The organism is Neorhizobium sp. P12A (assembly GCF_008365395.1).
Classification (GTDB): Bacteria; Pseudomonadota; Alphaproteobacteria; order Rhizobiales; family Rhizobiaceae; genus Rhizobium.
Genome location: NZ_QOVX01000006.1, coordinates 16,438 through 38,977, shown reverse-complemented (window position 1 = coordinate 38,977; position 22,540 = coordinate 16,438). Strand labels below are relative to the sequence as shown.

Below are 22,540 nucleotides of genomic sequence, written 5' to 3'. Positions count from 1 at the left end.
GGAGGGCTGCATCATGACGGTATTGCGTGACGATCTCGTAGTTGCGGCCCTCAAGCTCCTGCAGGCTGATGGTGGCGCAGGGCAGTCTCCCTCGCCAGAGGACATGCTGGAAATCGACAACATCCTCGATGGTAAGCTTGCGGAGTTGAACCGGCGCGGCATCTTCTATGCCGACGATAACAGCCAGTTCGATGACGAGTATCAGGGACCGCTTGCCACGATCCTTGCAAACGAAGCTGCCCCGAAGTTCGGTCAGGCTCGCAACGATGCATCTAGGCTCGCTGCCGAGGCCACTTTGCGCGAGATGAGGAATTCAACCTACGTCTCCGGCACCACGCTTGCGGTGGATTATTTCTGAATGGTCGCGATCGTCTTTCCAACCAGCACGGCGCCGGGTGCGCGTCCGGGCGAAGGTTCCGGCCGGCTGATCAATTGCTATGCCGAGCCGCTCGATGCGGGGGCGCGCGCACAGTTTGCACGTCGGCGCGCGCCTGGTCTTCGCAGATTGGCGACTGCCGGCTTTGTGGGTTGCCGCGGATATCATTACTTCAACGGTGATCTGTACGTGGCGTTTGCCAACGAGCTCGTTCGCGTCAATCAATCCGGGTCGAATTTCACCGTCACGACGCTCGGCTCGCTGCCAGGAACGAAGCGCGTCACCTTTGCCAGGAACAACAAGGCCCCAACGCCGGATATTCTCTGCACGACAGAAAATGACACCTACGTCATTCACCAGGCCAGCGCGCCAACCAGCTTGAACGACGCCGATCTGCCACAGGCCGAGTCCGTGGACTTCCTTGACGGGTATTTCGTGTTTGGTCTTCGTGACGGCCGGTTCTTCGTCTCGGCCATCAACGACACCACCATATCGGCACTGGACTTCGGTAAGGCGGAAAGCCATCCGGGTGGCATCTATCGCGCCATCTGCTTTGGCGAGCAGCTTATCCTGTGCGGACCGAATGCATTCGAGTTCTGGCAGAACGCCGGGAACGCAACGGGCTCGCCCTTTTCTCGATCATCTGTCACGCCGATCGGTCTTGCTTCGACGTTCGCCATTGCTGGCAATGAGAACGGCTTCCCGAGCCTGATTTGGGTTGGCGATGATAATGCGGTCTATCGCCTCGACGGCGGCTATCAGCCCACCAAGATTTCGACGCCGGATCTCGATCGGCTGATCGAGGCAGTCAGCGACAAGACGCTGCTTGATGTCACGGTTGCTGTCACGGGTGGTCACAAATGGGCGACGGTCTCCGGGCCTAACTTCTCGTGGACCTACGAACTCGCCACCGGCTTCTGGCATGAGCGCCAGAGCTATCTCGATGACCACTGGCGCGGTGTCTGCTCTGCTCAGGCCTTCGGCGGCTGGGTGATTGGAGACAGAACCACGGGCGATATCTGGCTGCTTGATCCCAACTACGCCTATGAGGGCGACGATCAGTTTATGCAGACGGTCATTTCCCTTCCTTCGGCGGCATTTCCCAATCGGACCAGCATTCCGCGGGCAGATTTCGACCTGATCGTCGGTCAGGGCCTTGTGACCGGCAAAGACCCGATCGAGATGGACCCGCGCTGCCTGATCTCGTGGTCGAACGACGGCGGCTATTCTTTCGGCACGCCGGTCCAGCGCTCTCTCGGGCGGCTGGCAAACCATCGCATGCGCATCACCGTCAACCGCACCGGCTTGGCGGGTCCGACAGGACGGGTGTGGAAGATCGACATTGCCGACCCTGTCTATGCAGCGATCTTGTCCGGTTCGATGGATGGCGGGGCTCTGGCGCACTGATGGCTTCGAACGTCCAATCTCTTCCGCCGTTGCCGGACCCGAAAGCGCCGGTCGTCGATCCGAAGACCGGGCTCATCACCGTGCCCTGGTACCAATATTTGCGCCAGCTCGACAATCACATGCGTGATGCAGAGCGCCGGCTGACAGCAGGAGGCCTTTGAATGGGATTTTTGAGCAGCCTGTCGGGCAGTGATGTCGGCAACAACACGCTGAAGGCTCTGAAGCAGAATACCGGGCTGCTGAACAGCTTCGACACGACCGGCAACACCATCATCGATACGGGCGAGGGCAAGAGCGCCGACGCCATCAACGCCGGGATCGCGGGCTATCAGCCGTACCTCGACACGGGCACGAACGCTCTCGGCACCTATTCGGATGCACTTGGCCTAAACGGCGCCGACGGCAACGCCCGAGCGACGGACGCCTTCCACACATCGCCCGGATATAATTTCGCGGTTGATCAGGGAACGCAGGCTGCACTTCGCGGCGCGTCTGCCGCCGGCATGCTGAATAGCGGCAATACGCTGACAGCGCTGACGCAGTTCGGGCAAGGGACGGCTGATCAGGAGTATAATTCCTGGCTCGATCGGCTCAATGGATTGCAGGGGCAGGGGCTCACGGCAGCCAGCGGGCAGCAGGCCGGCGACACCTCGCTCGCTGGTCTCTACCAGACCGGCACTGACAATCGCCTCGGGCTCGAAAACACCGTCACGCAGGGCAAGATGGGCATCAACACGCAGACGGGCCAGATCCAGGACCAGCAGCAGGCGGCAAAGGACAGCTTCCTCGGCAGTCTGCTCGGTGGCGGCCTCAGCCTTGGCACCAAGGCATTGAGCGGAGGCCTGTTCTGATGGTCGCAAATCTCAAGAGCCTCTACATCCCGATCGATCCGCTGCCGAAGGTCGATACCTCGTGGCTTGGCGGCCTTCAGAACGCGCTCGGGGATGCGATCGACAAGGCGGCACAGAACAAGTCGTTCGAGCAGAACGTCGTTCCAGCCATTCTCGGTCAGCCTGCGCCAGCACAGCAGCCGAATTTCCTTCAGCGTCTATTCGGCCAGGGCAGTGCTCAAACCAGCATCCCTGCGCCGGCAGCACAGCAGCAGGTGGCAGCGACCAATCCCGCGCCCGCAAAGGCACCCGTCCCCGGTTTCGGTGTCTCCGCGTCCCCGGATGCAACCTCTTTGAACGGCTATCTGTCCGACCCGAGCCGCCGATCGACGCTACCGGCCGGGATGCGGAACAACAATCCCGGCAACATCAAGTTCGTCGGTCAGGATATTCCGGGTCTCGTTGGTCCATCGCAGAACACCGATCAGGGCGATCCGCAGGCTGTTTTTGCCACGCCGGAAGCTGGCATGGCAGCGATGCATTCCTTGCTGCTGAAGAAGTACAATGGCGGCAAGGTGACGGCAGATCAAATCATCGCCGGGAATGGCGGCTGGACCCCCGGCAATCACGAGGCGGCGGCCAATGTCGCCCGCTACGCTGGTCTGGCGCCCAACCAGGACATCAATTTCAACGATCCGACGCAAGCGGCGAAGTTCATGCGTGGCCTGATGATGCAGGAGCACGGCAATTCCAGCCGGCTCTATCCCGACAGCATGATCACCGCGGCGATCGGCGGTCAGCCTCAGTCACCGTCGCAGCCTGCATCTGCGCAGGCGACGGGTTATGCACCGCTGCCGCAGCCCACGGCAGCCGAACAGGCAATTCAGCGGCAGATGCCGCAGCAGGTCGCCAGCCTTGATCCAAGCGTCGCAGCGTCGCAGCTTGGCGACAACACGCCGTATGCACCGAAGACCGATGCACAGCGCGCGGCGGATCAGGCTCGTCTGGCACCTGTTGTTGGCCAGCTTGGCGACAACACTCCGCGGGCAGACGCTTTGCCGGGCCAGGTCGCACCGCAGATTCCGTCACAGCCGGCAGTCCAGCAGCCCGCACCGACACAGGTCGCAGCCTCGCAGCCTACCGCGCCGGCTGGGCCGTCCGTGATCGCCGCTGCGCAGCCTGCATCCCGCCTGAACATCAGCAACGAGCAGATTGCCGCAATGGTTCGTGATCCGAACACGCGGCAAATTGGGATTCAGCTTTGGCAGCAGGTGCTTACGGGCAAGACCGCACAGCCATGGTCGTTCGTGAAGCTCGACGATGGCACGCTCGCACGCGCCAATCAGTCGACGGGTGAAGTTCAAAGCCTTGGACAGTTCCAGAGCGCGAAGAAGAACCTCCTCAGCAATGGGAAGGGCGGTTTCTACGACGCTGATTCCGGACAGTGGATCGAGCCGCCTCCTGGCATTGCGGGCAACCAGGACAACTACTTCGGCAATGTCATCAAGGGCTACGATAGTCAGGGCAACCCGATCTATCTCCAGCCCGGCAAGGATGGCACGGTCAACCAGTTGAAGACCCCCGATGGTTTCCATGCGGAAAACCGGCTTGAGAAGGTCGACCTCGGCACGTCTTGGCTGATCAAGGATACGACGACCGGCGAAACGCAGCTTGTGCCGAAGGACGTCAAAGGCGAGGCGCAAGCCAAGGCTGTTGGCACAGAAACTGGCAAGAATACGGTCGATGCGACGACGACGCTGCCTCAGGTCCAGGACGCCGGTAATCAGATGCTCGCGACGATCGACAGTCTCTCGTCAGACCCATACCTGCCGAACATGCTTGGGCCGGTAAACAGCCGAAAGATGAATCTCAGCTCCGAATCCGAACGCGTTCAGTCGAAGATGGACCAGATCAACGGTCAGGCCTTCTTGCAGGCGTACAACACCCTTCGCGGCGGTGGCCAGATCACCGAAGTTGAGGGCGCAAAGGCCACGGCTGCCATGGGTCGGCTGAACACCGCGCAGAGCGTGCAGGATTATCAGCAGGCCTTGAAGGAACTGCGCGACATCGTCGTTCAGGGCATCAACCGCGCCCGCCAGAAGGCTGGCCAGCAGCCCTTTGAGCAAGCGCCATCAGCCCCTTCGGGCAATCAGACGTCCACCGGCGTCCAGTGGAGCATTGAAAAATGACAGTGCTGAACATCGCCGGAAAGCGGGTGACCGTTGACGACAGCTTCGAGAGCCTGACGCAGGATCAGCAGAACTCGACCGTCGAGGAGATCGCCAAGCAGCTTGGCGCTGCTTCTGCGGCGAATTCCCAGCAGCCGGCAGCATCGCCGGCCCCCGAGCACAGCAATTTCGAGAAGCTGATCACCGGCGAAGCGATCGACCCTCGTGACAACGCTGCCGGCAAGGCTGATGCCTTCGTGCGCGGCGCTGCCGATACGCTGACATTCGGCGGCGCCGATGAGCTCACTGCTCAAGTCAAGAGCGATCCGTTTGCTGTCCAGAAGAAGCCCGACGACTACTATAGCCGTGGTCTATACGCCGGATCGTACAATCCGCTCGGCTGGCTTGCCCGCACGCTCGATGCCCCGTTCGCGTCGGATACCAAGGATGCCGACTACAACAGGGCATTGGCGGAAGAGCGCGCGACGGATGCATCCGACACGCAGAACCGCGAAGGCTATCGCCTGACGGGTCAGCTTGCCGGTGGCCTGGCCGGGGGCACCGCACTTGCTCGAGGCGGACTGTCGGCGACGGCGAATGCAATCAATCGCGGCGCTAGCCTCGCCAAGGTAGCCGCTGCCGGCGCAGGCGAGGGCGCGATCCTGGGCGGCGCTCAGGGATTCGGAAGCGGAGAAGGCGGTTTTCTCGATCGGTTGCAGAACGCTGCCGTAGGCGGGGCCGTTGGTCTGGGAGTAGGAGCTGCTGCCCCGTATGTGACGGCCGGCGCTGGTTCGTTCCTGAAATCCTTGGCCGCTCCTATCACGGCTCGCCTCAATCCACAGCCAGCGGCGAACCGCGCGCTTGGACTGGCCCTGCTTCGATCCGGCCGCACTCCTGATCAAGTCGCTGACGTGCTGCAGTTTGCGGCCGACGACGGCCAGGGCGTCTACAACGTGGCGGACGCGCTCGGTCATTCCGGCCAGCGGATGCTCTCATCTGTCGCGCGCACCCCGAACGATGCGCGGCCGGAGGTCGTCAATTCGCTGCTCAATCGCCAGATGGGGCAGGGTGACCGGCTGTCGAATGCGCTTTCCGAAGGCTTCGCCGTTCCGGACACAGCCGCGCAGCGCACAACGGCACTCACGGATGTACGGACGGCTGACGCGAACCGGAATTACGACGCGGCTCGTCGCTCTGCCGGCGCGGTCAATGTGTCGCCGATCCTCGACACGATCGACCAGACGCTTTCGCCAGGCGTCAACGGGGTCGTGAGCCCGCGCGACAACATCGGCTATGACACGATCGAGGGCGCCTTGGCCCGCGTTCGCGGCATGCTGTCCGACGGCAATTCGCAGGTTACAGACTTCAACACCCTGTTCCGTGCGAAGCTTGATCTCGATGACATGATCCAGAAGGCCGAGAACCAGGGAGCCGGAAACCGCGCCTTCGCTCTTGGACAGGTGCAGCGGCAGGTGGACCGTGCTCTCGCGGATGCCTCGCCGGAATACCGCAACGCCAATGACACGTTCGCGCGGCAAAGCGGCGTCATCGACTCGGTTGCTGATGGAGCTGCGGCGACCAGTGGCCGTGCGCGTGCGCCGGATAACATTGCTGACTTCAATGCAAGGACGCCGGATCAGCAAAATGCTTATCGCGCTGGATACGGCGACAAACTGATCGGTCGCGTGGAAGCCGCATCGGCGTCTCCAACGACGAACAAGGCTCGGATGCTCAATACGCCTAAATTCCAGCAGGAGTTTCCAGCGTTTGCAGCACCGGGGCAGGCCGATCAGTTGGGACGTCGTGTCGGCCGTGAGCAGCGCATGTTCGAGACGATGAACCAGGCGATCGGCGGCTCCCGCACTGCCGACAATCTGGCCGACATGGACGAGATCAAGAACTTCGATCCGAACGTATTGAGCAACCTGTTCAAAGGCAATTGGAAGGCTGCCGCGCTCGGTGCGGTCACGAAGGTGCTGAACGAAGGGAAGGGAATGCCGCCGGCGGTGATCGAGCGGATTGGCCGCGGGCTGATCGAAACGGACCCGGAGGCAGCGCGTCGGCTGCTGACGGTGGCAAACAGCAAGGCCATGAACGACACGGCAAAGCGTGGAATGGCGACTGCGATCTTGAACAATCTGGCATCCACGGTTCCGGCGCGCGTACTGCCCGGCGATCAGCCAACGCCGCTACAGATCGCGGTCCCGGCGCGCTGATTTTGATTTCCAGCTCTCGGGGACTTTGTTGCCGGTGATCTCGATGGCCCAGCCGGCCAGTGTGCAGCCGAGACCGAGGCCAAGGCATAGTGAGATCCAATCGACCTGCCTCGTGAAAATATTCAGCAGGAACACGACACCGATCACAGGAAAAACCCAACGCCACGGACCTGGCGTCCGGTCGATCTTCGGCTCGTTCTGATCGTGGTCGATGGTTTGCATGCCGGCGAGAATGCCCGAAAAAGTAGAGAAAGAAAAGATGACGACTTCAGTTGGCCTTCGATTGATCAGGTGGCGTCAGCGCGCCTTTGATCATGTCTCCAAGTATACCATGCAGTATTTGCGCGGACGCAAGGCTCATCCTCAGTCTCGTTGCGACCTGCGCAACGCCCTCGTTGTTAGCGTCGACTATCCCGGAAGCGAACGAGAGATAGAAAACGCCGTTGATGTGGCGTGCTTCCGTAATCAGATCGACGAATTCAACCGGCTGGCCAGCGTCCCGAACCTCCCACCAATCGGCCCCGATTGCCATTCTTCGGCCTGACTTGATGACGACTTCGTTTTCCGACATCCGCACCTCCCGTTTTGGGGAAGCATGAAACCGTTTCTCGCCAGAGTCGAGTCACCCAACATCGATAGGATCTTCAATGGCCGGTTTGTGGAACCTGTCGCAGCAACAGCTCTATGACCAGAACGGCAAGCCGATGGTCGGCGCCAAGGCCTATTTCTTCAAGGGCGGCACGACCACCCCGATCACGGTCTACAAGGCGTTTGCACTGGGCTCTGTCAACGCGCACCAGAACCCGCTGGTGACTGACGGCTTTGGTCGCTGGCCCACCGTCTACATGGACGAGGCCGATGACTTCTACCGCGTCCGTGTGACGACGGCCGGCGGCGTGGTGGTGTTCGATGAGGACGGCATTCCGATCATAGGACCTGCTGGCGGTGGTGGGGGAGGCGGGGATAACCCGGTCGATCCTGACGCTGTTTCTAAAACCGGCGACGTGAAGGCCCGGTACGATACCGACTTCCTGTCCGGCTGGGTTCGTATGAATGCCCGCACGATCGGATCAGCCACATCCGGTGCATCTGAGCGCGCCAATGCCGACACACAGCCGCTGTTCGAATATCTCTGGAACCACGATGGCAATCTCGTCGTCGTGGGCGGGCGCGGTGCCACCGCAAATGCGGACTGGCTGGCGAACAAGCAGATCACCCTACCTGATGGCCGCGGCGCTACGCTCATCGGCCTCGATACGATGGGGAATAGCACGGCCGGCAAAGTTGCTGCCGCCACAGTGCTTGGCAAGACCGGCGGCGAGGAGAAGCACACCCTCACGACGGACGAAATGCCGTCGCACGGCCACACCGGCACCACAAACCCGAACGGCGCCCACTCCCACGGTGTCCACGGCACAGAGGGCGTGGACGGAAACGACAATATCAGCTTCCGCGGTTCGGGCGTCGACAAGTCGGAGAGCACGGATGTGGCCCCGGATCACGTCCACGCATTCGCGACCAACAATGCCGGCGGCGGCCTGGGACACAACAACATGCCGCCGTACCTGGCACTCACTCTCTACATAAAGCTCTGATCATGTATGAAGCGAATTTGAAGCCCGTTTCCAATCGCGCCGATTGGATAGCGACGATCGAGCTCGTCGATGACGATACGAACGACGTGATCGAGGATCTGACCGGCATCGAGGTCTATATCGAGGTCCGTTCGCGCGATCCCTATCACCGCTGCCTCAGCGGCTCGGTCGACGACGGCCACATCATCCTCATTCCTGGCGGCGTCATCCAATGGCAGTTCACCGCCAACGAGATGCACACCCTGTGCGCTGGCACCTATGAGGTCGGGATTACGGTCGTTCGCGACGGCATCACGGAACAGGAACTGATCGGCTCGCTGCCGGTTCTCGATGGAGTCATGCGCCGATGAGCCTTCGCCTTCGCGTTCTTCCCCGCTTTCCAGCTCGCATCTCCGGCATCAGCGGTCTCTCGACATACCGGGATGGTCCCGACCTGGTCATCAAGTCGGATTACGGCTCTCTCGTCCGCATTCCGGCAGTCGACAACGAGGCAACAACGTTCTTCAAGGTGTGGAACGAGGACGACGATTCCTATTCCATCATGACCTTCGAGGACGTGTTCTCTGCTATCGCCGACCTCGGCTTTCTCGACAAACCGACCTACGATCCGCAGAACATCGGAGCCGATGCCTTCGCCCGCGCCAATCAGACAGGCGTCCAGGCGATATCCACGGTGACCGGACTACAGGCGGCATTGGACGCGAAGCTCAACCTGGCCGGCGGTACAATGACCGGCAATCTCAATATGGCGGGGTTCAACCTCCTTAATGCCCGAGAAGGCGTGCCAGACTACCTTAACGGCTTGATCACCGTCAGAGGAGCAACATCGATCGCAGTGGGCACCGGCTGGATGAAGGCGGGGGCGCTGTACGTCAAGAATACCGTTTCGTTGACCAAGTCCTTAAACGCTGCGTGGGCGGCGGGCGGTGGCGGGAATGGTGCGCTTGACCAGGGGTCGTTTAGTGCGAATGCGACCTACTTCCTTCATGCGATCCGCAAAAATAGTGACAGCTCATTTGACTGGCTGTCCTCGCTCTCGCCATCAGCCCCGCTCGTTCCGGCTGGCTATACTTTGGTCGGTCGATTCTGGTCTGTGATTGTAGCGAGCAGCGTCATCTTGGATTACACGCAGAGCGGCAACAAGTGCCTGCTCACGTCAGCTATAGCCGAAAGTACAATCACCACGTCGTTCGCAAAGGCTCTCGTAACGCTGTCTGGCGCTCCCAACGGGTTGTCCGTTGACATGCTGCTCGACATGTCCGGAGCAATCGGCCCGGTCGTCAACGCTTCTGTCGATGCCAGGCTTTACGACGGATACCTGCCGTCCGGTGCTTCCAGCCAGTCAGCCCACGGTGGAGCGTCCTCCGCCACCACCGCCAACAGCGTCAATTTCTTCTCAACGCCCAAGGTGAGAACGAATACGTCCAGGCAGGTCTACCAGTCCGTGAACTACACGGGAACAACTGGCACCGTTTCCCTCACTTCCCTCGGCTGGGAAGACTGGCAACTGCCGAGAATAGGAGCTTGATCATGTTCGTGATGCGAGAAGATGGAAAGATTGTCGGCGCCTTTGCCAGCGAGCAGGAATTCGCGACGGAAGAACTATCGGATGACAGCGCTGAGCTGGTCGCATTTCTCAATCCGACGGCGCCGGCGGTCTACATCATCCCGAAGATGGTCCTGTGGACGCGTCTTTCTGATGCAGAGGCGAACACGGTTGACGCTGCCATGGCAACCCAGTCGGCCAAGCTGCGGGGGATTTGGAATTCCGCCAGCGAAGTCAGGTCCGATAGTGAGTTCTTCGGTACGCTCGAGGCGTTCCTGACCAGCGTACTTGGCGCCGACCGCGCTACGCAACTGCTGCAGCCTTAGGCCGGCTTTGGCGCCTCAATGGCGTAACGCTCGTCCTCGTAGACCTCGATAAGCCGGGAGAGAGTATCGAAACGATCCGCCGCTTCGGTCCCAAGCTCGGGCGGATTATCGAAATACTTGGCGACCTCGGCAATTGCCCACGCCAAGTCTTCATCGTTTTTGATCGGGCGGATCTCTTCCATCGGTCAGGCCAACTTCAAAAGAATGGCGGCGGGTAGAAGTACGACGGTCGCTGTCGCCAGCGCCACGACTGCCATCTTCATCAAAATCGCTCGGCGCGTCCGGGCGCCATCCCAATCGTAAGCCAACGCAAACCCCTACGCCACTGTACCGGTCAGCAAGATAGCTCATCTCCGGTAACCGGCAAGCCCCAAGGAAAATCTGATGGTCGATCACATCGCTGAGCCGCGGTGGCTCACTTTTGCGCGTAAATATTCCGGCCTGAAGGAAGTGGCCGGGTCGGGGAACAACCCCGAGATCGTCGCCATGTGGAAGAAGCTCGGGCTTCCTTTCCGGGACGACGCGACCCCTTGGTGCGCTGGCTTCGTGGGCTTCGTCCTCGAAAGCTCCGGCATCAAGTCGACGCGCTCCGGCCTTGCGCTCTCCTACGAGAAGTGGGGGCAGGCGCTCAAGGCCCCGGCCGTGGGCTGCGTCGTCACCTTCAAGCGCACCGGCGGCGGCCATGTCGGCTTTGTGGTCGGCAAGGATGCCAGCGGCAATCTTCTCGTGCTTGGTGGCAATCAAGCTGACGCCGTGAACATCAAGGGTTTCCCACCCGCCCGCGCCACGTCGTACCGCTGGCCGGCCGGCGAACCTCTCCCCTCGACCTCTCTGCCTATCGGCAGCGCGGCAATCTCCACCTCCGAAGCCTGACCAACCCCACAGAAGGACATCTCCATGCGTCTCATGCTCATCGCATGCACGCTCGGCATTGCTTTGTCGAGCTGCACCACCACTGAAACGACGAAGATCGACGATGCCATCCAGCAGAACCTCCCGAAGGTCTGCTCCGCCCTGTCGATCGCCCATTCGGCTTTTACCGCCGTGGCAGCAAGCGGCGCGGTCAAATCGAGCACCGTAGCGAAGGAAGCGGCTGCTTATGCCGGCGTTTCCGTCATCTGCTCCGACCCAGCCCACACGAACGTCGTCAACGCCGTTGTCCTGGTTGCGCAGGCCTACGCCACCGTTTCCGCCGCCTTGGTCGAAGCCAAGACAGCGCACTGACCCTGAGAGGACACTTCCATGAACCAGCAGCAAATCCTCAGCCTCGTCCGCATGCTCCTGATGGCGATCGGCAGCATCCTCGCCACCTATGGCGTCGTCGACAGCACCGCGGTGTCCGCTGATGTCGACGTCATCATGACCGCTGTCGGCGGCGTGATCGCGGCCGGCGGCCTCGTCTGGGGCATCTGGCAGAACACGCACAAGAATACCATCGCCGCGGCTGCGTCGCTTCCGTCCGTCCAGAAGATCGTCACCGATGCGACGACCGCAGCCAACGTGCCCAGCACCAAGGTCGTATCTCCTGGCGGCTGATGTGGTCGCGGGCATTCTTGCCTCTCTCAGCTCCATCGTCACGCTCGCCGGTCTCATCTGGCTGGCGTGGCATTCCATCTGAAAGGAAAAGCACATGGCCGCTGCTCGCGATACCATGCCTCTTGCAATCGACAATATCGGCTCGGCTCGCTTCGCTGCCGCTGTGACCCCGGATGACGCCAACGATTTGGCCTATGTCACCCGCGGAATCTATGTCGGCGTAGCCGGAAACCTTGCCGTGAACATGTCAGGCAACGGTGGCCCGGTGACCATTCCGGTTCAGCCCGGTCTTCACCCTCTGGCGGTCTCACGAATCCTTTCCACGGGAACGACGGCCACCGGCATCGTAGCGATCTGGTGAGGCCAGCATGACCTTTATTGGAATAAGGCTGGGGCTCAACCCCCCCATCTCGCAGGGTGGGGGTGGGTCAAACGTCATTGGCGGCATCACCATCGGCACGCAAGGAACCGGCTTTCGTTCAGCCTACGTGCTTATGGACGGCGCCGACAGTTTCTCTGCGTCTGATTTCCTCACGCCGACCAATCACCTCGGCCGGTATATGACGACGCGCGCGTATGGCAACCAATCTGGTGCGCCGAAGTATCTGCGCGGTGCAGGCTCGCTCGGTGGCTATGAGGCTGATCCTTGGCACACTGGGATCAAGGACTCCAACAGGGGCGTTGTTCCTGCATCCTTCGCTGACATGATCCAGTTGGGCGGTAGCCTCAAGACCAAGGCCCGCCGTGCGACATCGGCCGAAAAGCTCCTGATGGGCGATCTTGCGGGCAAGAACAATCTCAGCTCCATGGTGCATATGAGCCGCCGCAACATGATGCGCGCTCCCTGCATGCTGGAAATGAGCCTGCGCTTTCCTTATTCGCTGGGATCATGGGATACCAACCATCCGACATTCTGGCTGATGCAGGACCAGCCCGCGAGCGGGTTCGACGGTCTGGAGCTTGATTGCGAAGGCTTCGCGCCCGCTTTCCAGTTCAACGTCAACCGCTGGGTCAATGGCTCGCAGGTCCAAAACGGAAACCCCGGCAATACTCAGACGGTATCGCAGACCGACTACCGCACCTATTCTTTCGAGGTGAAGCAGAACGCGGGTGTCTGGACCGCCTATCTGTACGAAGAAGGCGTACTTGTCGGCTCTACGCCATGCTCTGGAGGATCATTCACGTTCGATCCGACGCGGCCATTCTACATCATGATCACCAGCCACATCCTGCAATCGGGCATCACGCAGTCCGTATGGGATGCTGCCGGCGATGCGGGGGCGACGATCGATTGTGACTGGTGGCGCGCGTGGGGCTCTGGCACATTCCGCAAGCCCTTGAAGCCCGACGTTCTTCTCAAGGCCGACTTCAACACCGCTTTCAGCTTTGATCTCGATACGCCTCAGGCAGTGTTCGGGTCTGATGTCTCTTCCGACGTCATCGCCATGATCCCGAACGAGGACAACAGCCCTGCACAGCCGTGGGTGCGTGCGCTGTTGCCGGCCGCGATCGTTCGAAGCGGTAACAATATATCCGGAACCGTGTCCGATCAGCCCGGTCGCTTCATTTCCTCTCGTTCTGCCACCCCTAGCGCTGGCGACGGCTGCATCCCACAAGCAATCACGCTCTGCATCGGCCCGCGCGTAGTTCCGACGCAAATCCAGTACACCGTTGGGCAGGCCTTCACCTTCGACCTCTACCAGGCGGTCGATTGCGGCGATTTGCATATGGGGAAGATCATCTCGACTTCGGGATGGCCTGCCTGGGCGACTGTCGATATCGCCAACGGTCTCGTCACCGGCATGCCGACTGACACCGGCAACACGACAGTGACGATCTCCGGGACGAACGCTGTGGGCCAGTCGGTGACCGCCTCTGTCGCATTGCAGAAGTATGTAGCCCCGACTTATGACTACATGTCTTGGGATGGCCCGCTGTGGATCGACGCCAGCGATACCGCGACAATCACGCAGTCGGGCGGCGTGGTAACGGGGGTGGCAAACAAGCGCTCTGGCAGCGTGGACATGGTGAAGGCCGGCGCAGCAAATATCACGCTGGTGGCCAATGCGCAGAACGGCAAAAGCGTCCTTCGATTTGCTGCGAATACAGCCGGAAGTCCGGCGCGTCTCCAGCCAGCAAGCGCGAATTCACCGATCGACACCATGCAGCAGGGCAACGATAAGCCTTACGTCAAGATTTCGGTTTACAAGCCCACCGACGGGAACACCGGTTTCATTGACGGATGGTCCGACACAGTTCCATCAGCAGATTGCCAGCAGATAGCGTTGATTCGCCGATCGGCGTCCGCATCGTCCATTCGCCGATCGACTACCACTTCTGTTACGAATGATGTTTCGTGGGGTAGCGGTCAAGCGACAGGCGTCCTTTTTATCGTCGTGGAAAGCCACACCGGTACGACCCTTACTGTCTTTGACTCGTCGCTCACAAAGGTGGTCAATAACGTCGCTCAGGACGCCAACACGTTCAATAGTGAGCTTACTTACTACATCGGTGCGGCTGAGACCGGCGGGGCAACCGATCCGACATTCGCACCTACCGTCTGCGCCATGGATTATTGCGAAAATATTCTGACGTCAGCAAAGACGGATGCGGAACTCCAGCAGTGCATATCCGATCTTGCGACCAAGTGGGGCAAGACACTCACTTAAGCTACGCACCCCCGCCCTAACCAAGGGTGGGGTTGTCGGGCCGAAGTGGACTTCTTCCAAAGCGCTATGCGCCGTCATGTTCTGAATATGCCTGTATCTCTGCCAGCGAAGGTCGTCCGTCCATCATGAAGAAAAGCATTTCGATTTTGTTGGGTAGGATGAGCAGAACCACGGTTTCTGAAGCGTCTGCAACGGCTATTTCCTCGAAGGATATCGACGCAGCTTGAAGAAGCATCTTCGACTCTTCGACCGACAGTCCTGGTTCGAAGCCATTGAACTTAATATAACGCCTAGCAGCGTACTTCATCTTCCCCTTCTTTGGCTCCGGCCGGCCGCTGATTGCAGTCCACATCCGAACACAAACTCGACAAACTTCTACCTGCTCCCCCTGGACCCAAAGCTCGACCTGTATATTGCCGTAGTAATCGAGAAGGCTGTCGAAGGTCGCACTCCCGCTGAAATCCCACCAGCTTGGTGTTCCGAGGAGACGGCCAAAAGAGAAAAGGGGAACGTCCGGGCGCGGCGTCTGCGAGGGCGTTTTTTGAAGTAGCTTTAAAATTGAGAAGGCTTCGGAGCCTGATTTTGCGGGCATGTCCAGCCAGATATCACGGTGGCAGACCTGTCACAATGACGCGCTGACGTCCCGCGGCGAAAAGAGGACCACCCACACCCGAAGTATCCAAGGGAATCCCATGAAGCTCGATATCGACAAGGATTGGTTGGAGAAGATGGCCGCCAAGGAAGGCGATCTTGAGATCGGCGTAGGCCGACGCCGCGATTTTCCGGCCGCCTATGGCGGTTGCCGGTGCGCATGCCATCGCTCGGACCTGATGCATTGCATGCCGTGCTGCCATCCGACCGATGATGACTTCAAGTGCATGGATGCCGACGTCAGGAAGTATCTCGGCATCGAAACCTATGACGATATCGTCAAGGAAACCTCGGATGAGTTCGCTCACCGAATTCGCGAAATCATGAAAGGAACGCGACCAATGTCCGACAAGCAGCAAGCAGCCTTCACAAAGCCGACATCTCCCTATCCGGGCTACATCAACGTCACGCGGGAAGGCGATGACGTGACCGTCAGCCTGCGCGGTGACGCGCGGGAGAATGGCGACGTCGGGCCTCTCTCCACCTTGAAGCTGACGTGGCAGGAATGGCGCCAGTTCTTGGACGAAATCGAGTACCGGCTTTAGCCTAACCCACCCACGCCCTAACCAAGACTGTCACCGGGCAGGGGTGGCCGCTTTCGACGTCAGCTATATTTTCAGATCCATGCCGGTCTTTCATCGATCCAAGCTTTTCTGTCGAAAAATCAATTCACGATCCTCTAGAAATTTTACACCGTGGGAATTGACGTTCTCGATACCGGCTTTGAGCTTTTCAGAAACAACAACATGAGCAAACGACTCCCTCCACCGGACAACGTTGAGATCGCCAAGATAATCGTCCTGAAAAACAATCTTACGGGAGTTTTTCACAATGAGTTCTGTCGGCTGCAGGTCGGGGACATACCATTCAATCTCCGACCGTTGCCTATCTACAAGCAATTTTTCCGTGAGCGGATAGACAGCCCAGACTTCCTTCGTGATGTCTTTGAAACGAATTTCGCAAGGGTAAAATCCCACCTCGCCCGCACCGCATATTTGTTCAAAAACAAATTTCAGACGATCGGAGACGATGGCGATGGACCCGGTCCCTGGAAAGTAGTCGTAGGCGTCAAATCTGGGGGATCGATATCGCGACGAGTAAACTAACCGTCCTGTGCCTGGTGGCCGGGGCTCATGCGGACTCCACAGATCGATTGAGTGAAAATCCGAAGCTTCGTAGTCTTCATCAATTGAAAGATTGGTGTCAAAGACCAAGCCCAGGTCGGTTGTCATCAAGAACGCGTTTGGCATTTTTGCACTTTCAATCAATGCGGTGGGGTGAGGATAGCGATTAATATTTCTTCGTGTCGCGCTTCTGAAGGTTTTCGACGTGATTTACTCCGGCCTCGACCGCCTCGCGGATGAGGAACGCACCCTGGTCGTCCCAACGAGAGTGTCAACGCGTCCAAGAAGGTCGGAAAAAAACCTAACTGTAGTAGACTTTTGGTCGAATTTTCGGGCGTCCCACGCGGCGGCCGGCGTCCTGAGAGTTGCTGATGCCACACCGAAAGAAGGCTCGCAGCACCCACACCCGAAATATGACTGTCACCGGGCAGGGGTGGAGTGACAGCCTTCGGCCTGAAGGGTGGGGGACCGCTTTCGGCCCAAAGCGAGCGAAGAGCTATTCACCTTTCTGGTTTGACGGCCCAAGCCGTCCCTTCCTTCGGTGTTCTTGCATTCGGTCATGCGGTCGAACTTTAAGCCTTCGGGAACATCTGTAGATTTTGCCGAGGTCGGTCGTTATCTCGACGTAACAAGAGGCGGTCGTAGGCTCTACCATTGAGAAGCCTATGATTGCGTCGGCGAACCATTCTTGTGGCATGTTATTTGCGGCCATTAGCCTCAGTACGGCGTGCTGGTAATACACCGAAGTAGCGCTGAGGTCCGGGCGGGAAGGCAATGTCTCGCCTTTACGCAATTGGAGCTGCAGTTCCCTTGGGCCAGTATGAAGGATGTTTACAAATTGGCCGAGCGCCCAGTAGCCGTTGAGATCATTATATCTGCTCACAAAGCTATCGAGAACATCCCGGCAAATACCTTTAAACTGCCTTCGTCTGGCCATGCCCAATCCGATCTCGACCCTACGCCAAGCCTCTCCCTAGCATTGCAGGATTTAATATGAGGTCGCAATGATCGCAATTGGCGCAGAGACACCACACCCACACCCCAGGTATGACTGTCACCGGGCAGGGGTGGAAAGCTATCGTCACAAGCTACACCGGACGCAACCATGAAACAGGCGTGTACATCAGCCACGGAGTTGAAGGACGATTGATCTGGATGAGGATCAATATGAAAACAATCGAGAACCAAATCGCGGCCAGCCTGCCAAGTGGAATTTCATCAGCCGATTTATATCGATGTGGACCCACGCCCTTGATGTATATCAACACCATACCTCCAGCGAAAACGGCAAGCTGGAGAAGGTCAGCAATATTCAAGGCTTCACGCATCTCACGCAATTCTTCTAAGTCGGGTCAACTTGGGGCTGAACTTACCGTTTTTGAGCAATGACCGCAAATCGTGATTACTGGTCTGGCCCTAACCAAAGGGTGGGGCTTCTTCCGGCTAAATGGGAACATTATCGAATAAGACTGCCGACCAATTCAAGAATATCCACCAGCCGCATGCATCCCAGAAGCAGACCGCCGAGCGCTCCAAGCGGCGCGAAAAGGATCATGGCGATAATGCCGGCCAGGTGAAAGCCGAGCCAACCTGCAAAGACAAGGCCAGCGCAACTGAAGGTGAACGCAACGATTTTGCGCACCTTTGACATTCGATCTAAACCAGGTAACGAGGTCATGTATTCTTCGGAGCACTGATGGATGATTGATCGCAACTCATCCATGTGAGAGAGACTTTCGTCAAGTGCTGCTAGACCATGTGTTCTCGCACCCACACCCCAGGTATAAATGTGAGGGCAGCCAAGATTATTTATAAAGGTAGTTCATCAGCTTTGGCAAAGCCGCTTCAACGTCATCAATCAGGCTTCTTGCTTGCTCTCTCGGATCGAGATCGCTCTTTCGAGCAAGTTCAAGCCTTGCATACATTGGTCTTAGAATTGACCACTTTCTCGTGAGCGTGAATATATCCTTGATGTGATCAGAAGCGATAACTAGATCGGTGGCCTCTCCCACAAACTGCTTTACTCTGTATCCTTTGATCCAGAGCGATGCGTTAGGTTGGATAAGCGAGAAACAAGCGATTTTTACATCATCCCGATTGTTTAAATCCGCGAAGTCATATCGAAATCCAGCGTCGTCGCGGCCGAAATAAGAACGCGGATTAGGATGCCTTGATAGACCCCAATTTCCAAACTGCGGAAGAACTCTAGACAGGAATTCTTCATTAACGGCTTTCATTCTGCTGAGCTTTTTCAAGGAGTTCACTTTACTTTAATGTTTCGTTATCTGACTTCGAATTTCCTCCAGACGGGCTGCCTGCTCTAGCTGCGCCGCCGTCTGCCAGCGTGATAGATCATGTTATCAATGGTGCCTAGGAAAATACCGTGACCAGTAATCCGCGCTACAACGGCAAGCCGTTGCTTCGACTTCTCGAGATGTACGTACTATGGGCAATCGGCGAGTTGTCTTCAGCCGAACGGCAAGCACTGGATAGAATGGCTCCAAAGTTGCACTCGCTCTATGGGAGCAGTGGAGAGTGGAATGATGCGGTCGCAGCCGCGATTCATTTGCCCCCGAAATGCCGGACGCGATCCGGGATGTGTGGGCCAGGAATCTGGAAATCGCGCGTGCGAATGATGTGACTCTGCATCCTCAAACGTTCGCCGAAATGTTCGCGGACGAGAACTTAATAGTCTGATTTAGCAAGAGCAAAGACTTGCCTCGATTCAATAGAATGGCAGCGAGCCTTCTTCATTTAACATGCCCCACAACCCGAATTGCATCCTCCGAGACCTCAAGGGGAAAGCGTTTTCCTGTGCTCTCAATAACAGCCCGGATCGCGTCTATGTCTTGTGGCACCAGTTTAGCCGGAACGTTGTTATCTCTTCGATATCTCACGATACGCCTAAACTCGATCCACTCGATTTCAACCAGGGGATATTCGTTAAGCGGCCAGAGATCAATGTAAGGGTGAGGTGGAAATAACCCCGGATGAGCCACAATCTCGCATTCCTTGTCGTCGCCAATGAATTTTACCGAACATGCGGCGCTGATACCCGCTTCTTCGATGGCGCCAAAGAGCGCGCGCCACTTGGTGTTAGACATCAGGGACGCCGTGTAGCTTTCAGACGAGAGCTTCCTCGCCTTAGCCCGCATCGTTCCCATGTTTACTGGCGGATCTTTTCGCATTCAACATCTCCGGATTCGCGCGGTGCAGTCGATCTCGTATCTAGCAGCCGCTGAGAGGTATCCACCGGGACAATATTTGGCGGGTGATAGAAGGCAAGAGGTAGTCGCTCAGCTTGGGCGGGCCCCGTCGCCCTAGCCAAATCAGCCTTGTACCTGGCTTGGGAGAGTGAGATTTTGTTGGGGTTGGAGGAGAAGCCATGGACAGCTACGAACTTGAGAAGGCCGTCTTGGCAGAGCGTCAGCGTTGCGCCGAGATTGCCCGCCAATATCTTGAGGCGGTCAAAGACTGCACGCTGAACGACGATGAGCCTGAGAAAATTTACCAGGCCATCATAGCGGGTGAACTGCCGCCTGAACTAGCCTAACCCCCCGCCCGAAGTATTAGCGAGAGTCACATGTCACCAACGGAAACTGATGAATATAAGAACGTCTTCTACGTACTTGGGCTGGTCTTTATAGAAATAAGAGCGACCGAAAACCTATCGAAGGCGCAAATTCTTGCCGACGTCTTTCACAATGTTCCGGCCATGATTAATCGGCGGTTCAGTGTGGAGGAGATTATGGCGGAGATCGATCGGAAGTCTGTCCGCCATGGCTGCGGGCGAATGATTTCGGCGCTATTAGAGACGGCGGCCAAAAGAGCCGATGGTGCTTGCAACGACTTTGTCAACAGAATGTAGCGTACCCACACCCCAGGTATAAATGGGGGGGCGTCAATAGTACGGTTGGTAAGTGATGCCAGTTCGTGGCTCCCCAGGCCGCATATTGGTCAACTTTCCAAACATCTCGTAGTCCTTGATCCCGGCGGCCAAGCATGCCTCTTTCAGAACGCTATCGGCCACCAGCCCTGGCAGGTGCTTCTGCTTGAACAGGTGGGCAGAGCCTGCACGTTGTTCATCGAAATGTAGGTTATGCTTGCCGAGGAGGTCGTAGATCTGATTTCCTTTGTCGTCCAAAATCCGCAACCTCGACCGATCGAGATCCAAGGCGTCAATCTGTCTGCGCACCGCGAAGAAGTAGTAAGGTGACGATGGCGCTTTTCCTTTTGGATAATGTATTTCGATTGGTGAAAATTCGGCGGCTTCCGGATCGATGGTCTCGATCACATCTTTGAGTTTTTGGCTCACGAACATCACGCCCATACACATCGACAAGTCCTTTGGCGGCTTAAAGCGGCTCCCTTTTTTGGGTGCGAGTATTGGCGTTTCAGGAAAGGGCGGCAAACGGCCATCCGGTCCGATTATCATCAGGTGCCCGGGCCGAAGTAGATTTCGGAAATTGACCACATCTAGGCCGTGGCCAGATCCCCTGATCGGTACTTGGAAGAGAAAAAACTTGCGTTGCGTCATGCTCAACCTCCAGGCCCGAGAAAATCATTGAGATCGCAAGCGGAGTCAATGCCTTGCCCACACACCCCAAGTATGGGTGGCAATTACCCATGCCGACGCCGAACCGGAAATGTGGCTTCCATGAAAGCCGACATCTGTGAAATGATCCGCTGCCGCCTCCAATTGGCAAATAGTAAGGTCACGTGAAGCAGTGTCGAAAGGTTAATCATGGAACGGCTTGAACGCGATGCACCATTTCCTGTCCAAATTCAGGGCCGGTGGACGGACGTGGAAGATCCAAATTCGGAACTGGTAGTCCAAGGCAGTGAAATCATCTGCTTTGGCGAAACAGTCTCTTACGATTACAAGCTGGTCGATACGGTTGACGGCGCGCTGACCGTCAGCCTGAAGATAGACGATCATACCGCTGAAGATACCTTCCAACGCGCCAACATCACCGAGTTGGTGATCACGCCAGAAGGCGAATTTCACGCATATAATGTCAAGTTCGCCAGCCAGTTCGAACGAGCCGTAAGCTAACGACCTCGACGGCAAGCCGACTTTATGAGTTCACGGCCTAGATCAAAGAATAACCGTCGCCAGGTGCGCCATCAACCTCTAGCTATCATCCCCGACGTCCATCCTTTCGATAGTTCCACCACTTCTTGCTCTCCAGAGCGCTTCGTCGAAAGCGGTGTGCCGTTGACACATCAATGGAATTCGTTGGATCAGATGCCGCCGCGCGTGCAGCGGCATGACAACGGTGCGCCAGATGCATTCAATTCAAGGTATGTTTAGAAGGTCGACATCGAACCAAGCATCTTCATATTTCGGCGCAATCAGAAAGCGCCAACCTGGAGGAAGGCCTAGATACGGAACGACTGCTGGGCATCGTTCTCCCAGATGGGAAACGTGCATCGGCTTGAAGAATTCGGGATCAGTTGAGAATTCCTCTCCACCCCAAATGAACCAACCACTTGTCCCGGCCTCTGGTGGATGCCTCAGGCCATTTAGGGGCTGTCTGCCTTGCAAGGCGCTATCGGAAATTCCCAACTTTGATAGGAGCGCCGAAGGAGTGAACGTCACGCCGTACCGCAGACATACTTCGACTTGATTTCGGCTCAACGATCGCTCCATGTTCGGGGAGTTTGTTAGCAAACATGGGTTGGCTGCACCAGCTTTTGATCGCTTCGCCCGACTATAGACATTCGGTATGCGTTACTCGACCAGATAATTCCATGGTAGGAGCATATTAATCCGGCTCTGCTTGTGCCCGTTGACGATGGCGGTGAGCCAGGCTCTCCTCGGGATGGAACAGCGATGATCGAGCCTGGCTCTGCTTACATGTGGGATGTAAGCGGGAATCAAAGCTCTGCTGGGCGGGAAAGTTCCGTCGGCGCATCCTTGTCGAGCGGGTAGCGCTCGCTCTCGTACCGATCCACGAGTGTAATCAGGGCATCGAGTTTGTCGCCGTCTGGCGTGCCAGCTTCGGCGCCCCAGAGCGCCTCGATCTCGCGGATGGCATTTGCGAGATCTTCGTCGGTTGGGATTGGTCGAATATCCATGCTCGTTCCTTCGTC

The 22,540-nt window shown here is 57.8% G+C and carries 29 protein-coding genes and 1 pseudogene; 19 read left to right on the top strand and 11 right to left on the bottom strand.

Features of this window, described 5'->3' with window-relative positions:
* The first annotated feature begins 13 nt into the window (after positions 1 to 13).
* The 6 genes from DTW90_RS18295 to DTW90_RS18275 are packed head-to-tail and all read left to right on the top strand — an operon-like array spanning position 14 to position 6,997.
* Complete coding sequence (locus DTW90_RS18295; RefSeq protein WP_149339993.1) at positions 14 to 358, top strand: hypothetical protein; 345 nt, start codon at positions 14 to 16, stop codon at positions 356 to 358.
* Positions 359 to 1,783 carry a hypothetical protein gene (locus DTW90_RS18290; RefSeq protein WP_149339991.1) on the top strand — a complete coding sequence of 475 codons (1,425 nt, stop codon included), beginning with the start codon at positions 359 to 361 and terminating at the stop codon, positions 1,781 to 1,783.
* Complete coding sequence (locus DTW90_RS37160; protein WP_188079974.1) at positions 1,783 to 1,944, top strand: hypothetical protein; 162 nt, start codon at positions 1,783 to 1,785, stop codon at positions 1,942 to 1,944. The genes DTW90_RS18290 and DTW90_RS37160 overlap by 1 nt, the downstream gene beginning before the upstream one ends.
* Positions 1,945 to 2,634, top strand: a complete 690-nt coding sequence (locus DTW90_RS18285) for a hypothetical protein (RefSeq protein WP_149339990.1) — start codon at positions 1,945 to 1,947, stop codon at positions 2,632 to 2,634.
* Complete coding sequence (locus tag DTW90_RS18280) at positions 2,634 to 4,802, top strand: hypothetical protein (RefSeq protein WP_149339988.1); 2,169 nt, start codon at positions 2,634 to 2,636, stop codon at positions 4,800 to 4,802. Before DTW90_RS18285 ends, DTW90_RS18280 begins: the two co-directional genes overlap by 1 nt.
* Complete coding sequence (locus tag DTW90_RS18275; protein WP_149339986.1) at positions 4,799 to 6,997, top strand: hypothetical protein; 2,199 nt, start codon at positions 4,799 to 4,801, stop codon at positions 6,995 to 6,997. Before DTW90_RS18280 ends, DTW90_RS18275 begins: the two co-directional genes overlap by 4 nt.
* On the opposite strand, the gene DTW90_RS18270 is transcribed toward DTW90_RS18275, so the two are convergent.
* Together DTW90_RS18270 and DTW90_RS18265 are read right to left on the bottom strand one after the other, a co-directional pair.
* A complete protein-coding gene (locus DTW90_RS18270) occupies positions 6,971 to 7,219 on the bottom strand; it encodes a hypothetical protein (protein ID WP_149339985.1) in 249 nt (82 codons plus the stop codon). The two genes, DTW90_RS18275 and DTW90_RS18270, sit on opposite strands and share 27 nt — an antisense overlap.
* Positions 7,220 to 7,265: 46 nt before the next feature.
* Positions 7,266 to 7,568, bottom strand: coding sequence for a hypothetical protein (locus tag DTW90_RS18265; protein ID WP_149339983.1), 303 nt, complete (start codon positions 7,566 to 7,568; stop codon positions 7,266 to 7,268).
* Between the two features lie 76 nt (positions 7,569 to 7,644).
* On the opposite strand from DTW90_RS18265, the gene DTW90_RS18260 reads away from it, so the two are divergent.
* Genes DTW90_RS18260 through DTW90_RS18245 form a run of 4 tightly spaced genes read left to right on the top strand, consistent with a single transcriptional unit; the run spans position 7,645 to position 10,464 of the window.
* Entirely contained in the window at positions 7,645 to 8,592 is a 948-nt protein-coding gene (locus DTW90_RS18260) for a hypothetical protein (protein WP_149339981.1), read from the top strand.
* A 2-nt stretch (positions 8,593 to 8,594) separates the two neighbouring features.
* The gene (locus DTW90_RS18255) at positions 8,595 to 8,942 is read left to right on the top strand and encodes a hypothetical protein (protein ID WP_149339979.1); all 348 of its coding nucleotides are present in this window, start codon (positions 8,595 to 8,597) and stop codon (positions 8,940 to 8,942) included.
* Positions 8,939 to 10,120, top strand: coding sequence for a hypothetical protein (locus DTW90_RS18250; protein ID WP_149339977.1), 1,182 nt, complete (start codon positions 8,939 to 8,941; stop codon positions 10,118 to 10,120). The genes DTW90_RS18255 and DTW90_RS18250 overlap by 4 nt, the downstream gene beginning before the upstream one ends.
* A gap of 2 nt (positions 10,121 to 10,122) precedes the next feature.
* Positions 10,123 to 10,464, top strand: coding sequence for a hypothetical protein (locus tag DTW90_RS18245; RefSeq protein ID WP_149339975.1), 342 nt, complete (start codon positions 10,123 to 10,125; stop codon positions 10,462 to 10,464).
* A 2-nt stretch (positions 10,465 to 10,466) separates the two neighbouring features.
* Here DTW90_RS18245 and DTW90_RS18240 read toward each other — a convergent pair.
* Positions 10,467 to 10,646, bottom strand: a pseudogene (locus DTW90_RS18240) (XRE family transcriptional regulator); the annotation flags it as partial.
* Between the two features lie 202 nt (positions 10,647 to 10,848).
* Between DTW90_RS18240 and DTW90_RS18235 the strand changes: the two are divergent.
* The 5 genes from DTW90_RS18235 to DTW90_RS18215 all read left to right on the top strand — a co-directional run bounded on the left by DTW90_RS18235 (position 10,849) and on the right by DTW90_RS18215 (position 14,669).
* Positions 10,849 to 11,337, top strand: coding sequence for a TIGR02594 family protein (locus DTW90_RS18235; protein WP_149339971.1), 489 nt, complete (start codon positions 10,849 to 10,851; stop codon positions 11,335 to 11,337).
* 24 nt (positions 11,338 to 11,361) lie between these two features.
* Positions 11,362 to 11,688: a cell wall anchor protein gene (locus DTW90_RS18230; protein ID WP_149339969.1), complete on the top strand. Its 327-nt coding sequence runs from the start codon at positions 11,362 to 11,364 to the stop codon at positions 11,686 to 11,688.
* An 18-nt stretch (positions 11,689 to 11,706) separates the two neighbouring features.
* Positions 11,707 to 12,000 (top strand): hypothetical protein, encoded by a 294-nt coding sequence (locus DTW90_RS18225; protein ID WP_149339967.1) that lies wholly within the window; start codon positions 11,707 to 11,709, stop codon positions 11,998 to 12,000.
* A 94-nt stretch (positions 12,001 to 12,094) separates the two neighbouring features.
* A complete protein-coding gene (locus tag DTW90_RS18220) occupies positions 12,095 to 12,361 on the top strand; it encodes a hypothetical protein (protein WP_149339965.1) in 267 nt (88 codons plus the stop codon).
* Between the two features lie 7 nt (positions 12,362 to 12,368).
* A complete protein-coding gene (locus DTW90_RS18215; RefSeq protein WP_149339963.1) occupies positions 12,369 to 14,669 on the top strand; it encodes a hypothetical protein in 2,301 nt (766 codons plus the stop codon).
* 64 nt (positions 14,670 to 14,733) lie between these two features.
* Here DTW90_RS18215 and DTW90_RS18210 read toward each other — a convergent pair whose 3' ends face one another.
* The gene (locus tag DTW90_RS18210; protein WP_149339961.1) at positions 14,734 to 15,261 is read right to left on the bottom strand and encodes a hypothetical protein; all 528 of its coding nucleotides are present in this window, start codon (positions 15,259 to 15,261) and stop codon (positions 14,734 to 14,736) included.
* Positions 15,262 to 15,361: 100 nt separating this feature from the next.
* Here DTW90_RS18210 and DTW90_RS18205 point away from each other — a divergent pair, with 100 nt between their 5' ends.
* Complete coding sequence (locus DTW90_RS18205; protein ID WP_149339959.1) at positions 15,362 to 15,865, top strand: hypothetical protein; 504 nt, start codon at positions 15,362 to 15,364, stop codon at positions 15,863 to 15,865.
* Positions 15,866 to 15,955: 90 nt separating this feature from the next.
* On the opposite strand, the gene DTW90_RS18200 is transcribed toward DTW90_RS18205, so the two are convergent.
* From DTW90_RS18200 to DTW90_RS18180, 5 genes are all read right to left on the bottom strand, one after another.
* A complete protein-coding gene (locus DTW90_RS18200) occupies positions 15,956 to 16,552 on the bottom strand; it encodes a DUF1629 domain-containing protein (protein WP_149339958.1) in 597 nt (198 codons plus the stop codon).
* A gap of 980 nt (positions 16,553 to 17,532) precedes the next feature.
* On the bottom strand, positions 17,533 to 17,772 hold the full coding sequence (locus tag DTW90_RS18195) for a hypothetical protein (RefSeq protein ID WP_149339956.1): 240 nt from the start codon (positions 17,770 to 17,772) through the stop codon (positions 17,533 to 17,535).
* Between the two features lie 128 nt (positions 17,773 to 17,900).
* Positions 17,901 to 18,167 carry a hypothetical protein gene (locus DTW90_RS18190; RefSeq protein ID WP_149339954.1) on the bottom strand — a complete coding sequence of 89 codons (267 nt, stop codon included), beginning with the start codon at positions 18,165 to 18,167 and terminating at the stop codon, positions 17,901 to 17,903.
* Positions 18,168 to 18,249: 82 nt separating this feature from the next.
* Positions 18,250 to 18,699: a hypothetical protein gene (locus DTW90_RS18185; protein ID WP_149339952.1), complete on the bottom strand. Its 450-nt coding sequence runs from the start codon at positions 18,697 to 18,699 to the stop codon at positions 18,250 to 18,252.
* A 495-nt stretch (positions 18,700 to 19,194) separates the two neighbouring features.
* Positions 19,195 to 19,632 carry a DUF6678 family protein gene (locus DTW90_RS18180; protein ID WP_149339951.1) on the bottom strand — a complete coding sequence of 146 codons (438 nt, stop codon included), beginning with the start codon at positions 19,630 to 19,632 and terminating at the stop codon, positions 19,195 to 19,197.
* A gap of 197 nt (positions 19,633 to 19,829) precedes the next feature.
* On the opposite strand from DTW90_RS18180, the gene DTW90_RS37155 reads away from it, so the two are divergent.
* Positions 19,830 to 19,997 carry a hypothetical protein gene (locus tag DTW90_RS37155; RefSeq protein ID WP_188079973.1) on the top strand — a complete coding sequence of 56 codons (168 nt, stop codon included), beginning with the start codon at positions 19,830 to 19,832 and terminating at the stop codon, positions 19,995 to 19,997.
* A gap of 30 nt (positions 19,998 to 20,027) precedes the next feature.
* A complete protein-coding gene (locus DTW90_RS18175) occupies positions 20,028 to 20,312 on the top strand; it encodes a hypothetical protein (RefSeq protein ID WP_149339949.1) in 285 nt (94 codons plus the stop codon).
* 33 nt (positions 20,313 to 20,345) lie between these two features.
* Here the strand turns inward: DTW90_RS18175 and DTW90_RS18170 are convergent, their stop codons facing one another.
* Positions 20,346 to 20,981, bottom strand: a complete 636-nt coding sequence (locus DTW90_RS18170) for a DUF1629 domain-containing protein (RefSeq protein ID WP_149339947.1) — start codon at positions 20,979 to 20,981, stop codon at positions 20,346 to 20,348.
* Positions 20,982 to 21,188: 207 nt separating this feature from the next.
* Between DTW90_RS18170 and DTW90_RS18165 the strand changes: the two genes are divergently transcribed.
* Positions 21,189 to 21,500, top strand: coding sequence for a hypothetical protein (locus DTW90_RS18165; RefSeq protein ID WP_149339946.1), 312 nt, complete (start codon positions 21,189 to 21,191; stop codon positions 21,498 to 21,500).
* A gap of 824 nt (positions 21,501 to 22,324) precedes the next feature.
* Here DTW90_RS18165 and DTW90_RS18155 read toward each other — a convergent pair.
* On the bottom strand, positions 22,325 to 22,525 hold the full coding sequence (locus DTW90_RS18155; RefSeq protein ID WP_149339942.1) for a transcriptional regulator: 201 nt from the start codon (positions 22,523 to 22,525) through the stop codon (positions 22,325 to 22,327).
* Positions 22,526 to 22,540 lie beyond the last annotated feature (15 nt).

Coding starts and splice junctions, on each gene's coding strand:
- DTW90_RS18295 (WP_149339993.1), top strand. CDS start 14: ATGACGGTATTGCGTGACGATCTCGTAGTTGCGGCCCTCAAGCTCCTG.
- DTW90_RS18290 (WP_149339991.1), top strand. CDS start 359: ATGGTCGCGATCGTCTTTCCAACCAGCACGGCGCCGGGTGCGCGTCCG.
- DTW90_RS37160 (WP_188079974.1), top strand. CDS start 1,783: ATGGCTTCGAACGTCCAATCTCTTCCGCCGTTGCCGGACCCGAAAGCG.
- DTW90_RS18285 (WP_149339990.1), top strand. CDS start 1,945: ATGGGATTTTTGAGCAGCCTGTCGGGCAGTGATGTCGGCAACAACACG.
- DTW90_RS18280 (WP_149339988.1), top strand. CDS start 2,634: ATGGTCGCAAATCTCAAGAGCCTCTACATCCCGATCGATCCGCTGCCG.
- DTW90_RS18275 (WP_149339986.1), top strand. CDS start 4,799: ATGACAGTGCTGAACATCGCCGGAAAGCGGGTGACCGTTGACGACAGC.
- DTW90_RS18270 (WP_149339985.1), bottom strand. CDS start 7,219: ATGCAAACCATCGACCACGATCAGAACGAGCCGAAGATCGACCGGACG.
- DTW90_RS18265 (WP_149339983.1), bottom strand. CDS start 7,568: ATGTCGGAAAACGAAGTCGTCATCAAGTCAGGCCGAAGAATGGCAATC.
- DTW90_RS18260 (WP_149339981.1), top strand. CDS start 7,645: ATGGCCGGTTTGTGGAACCTGTCGCAGCAACAGCTCTATGACCAGAAC.
- DTW90_RS18255 (WP_149339979.1), top strand. CDS start 8,595: ATGTATGAAGCGAATTTGAAGCCCGTTTCCAATCGCGCCGATTGGATA.
- DTW90_RS18250 (WP_149339977.1), top strand. CDS start 8,939: ATGAGCCTTCGCCTTCGCGTTCTTCCCCGCTTTCCAGCTCGCATCTCC.
- DTW90_RS18245 (WP_149339975.1), top strand. CDS start 10,123: ATGTTCGTGATGCGAGAAGATGGAAAGATTGTCGGCGCCTTTGCCAGC.
- DTW90_RS18235 (WP_149339971.1), top strand. CDS start 10,849: ATGGTCGATCACATCGCTGAGCCGCGGTGGCTCACTTTTGCGCGTAAA.
- DTW90_RS18230 (WP_149339969.1), top strand. CDS start 11,362: ATGCGTCTCATGCTCATCGCATGCACGCTCGGCATTGCTTTGTCGAGC.
- DTW90_RS18225 (WP_149339967.1), top strand. CDS start 11,707: ATGAACCAGCAGCAAATCCTCAGCCTCGTCCGCATGCTCCTGATGGCG.
- DTW90_RS18220 (WP_149339965.1), top strand. CDS start 12,095: ATGGCCGCTGCTCGCGATACCATGCCTCTTGCAATCGACAATATCGGC.
- DTW90_RS18215 (WP_149339963.1), top strand. CDS start 12,369: ATGACCTTTATTGGAATAAGGCTGGGGCTCAACCCCCCCATCTCGCAG.
- DTW90_RS18210 (WP_149339961.1), bottom strand. CDS start 15,261: ATGCCCGCAAAATCAGGCTCCGAAGCCTTCTCAATTTTAAAGCTACTT.
- DTW90_RS18205 (WP_149339959.1), top strand. CDS start 15,362: ATGAAGCTCGATATCGACAAGGATTGGTTGGAGAAGATGGCCGCCAAG.
- DTW90_RS18200 (WP_149339958.1), bottom strand. CDS start 16,552: ATGACAACCGACCTGGGCTTGGTCTTTGACACCAATCTTTCAATTGAT.
- DTW90_RS18195 (WP_149339956.1), bottom strand. CDS start 17,772: ATGCGTGAAGCCTTGAATATTGCTGACCTTCTCCAGCTTGCCGTTTTC.
- DTW90_RS18190 (WP_149339954.1), bottom strand. CDS start 18,167: ATGGATGAGTTGCGATCAATCATCCATCAGTGCTCCGAAGAATACATG.
- DTW90_RS18180 (WP_149339951.1), bottom strand. CDS start 19,632: ATGCGAAAAGATCCGCCAGTAAACATGGGAACGATGCGGGCTAAGGCG.
- DTW90_RS37155 (WP_188079973.1), top strand. CDS start 19,830: ATGGACAGCTACGAACTTGAGAAGGCCGTCTTGGCAGAGCGTCAGCGT.
- DTW90_RS18175 (WP_149339949.1), top strand. CDS start 20,028: ATGTCACCAACGGAAACTGATGAATATAAGAACGTCTTCTACGTACTT.
- DTW90_RS18170 (WP_149339947.1), bottom strand. CDS start 20,981: ATGACGCAACGCAAGTTTTTTCTCTTCCAAGTACCGATCAGGGGATCT.
- DTW90_RS18165 (WP_149339946.1), top strand. CDS start 21,189: ATGGAACGGCTTGAACGCGATGCACCATTTCCTGTCCAAATTCAGGGC.
- DTW90_RS18155 (WP_149339942.1), bottom strand. CDS start 22,525: ATGGATATTCGACCAATCCCAACCGACGAAGATCTCGCAAATGCCATC.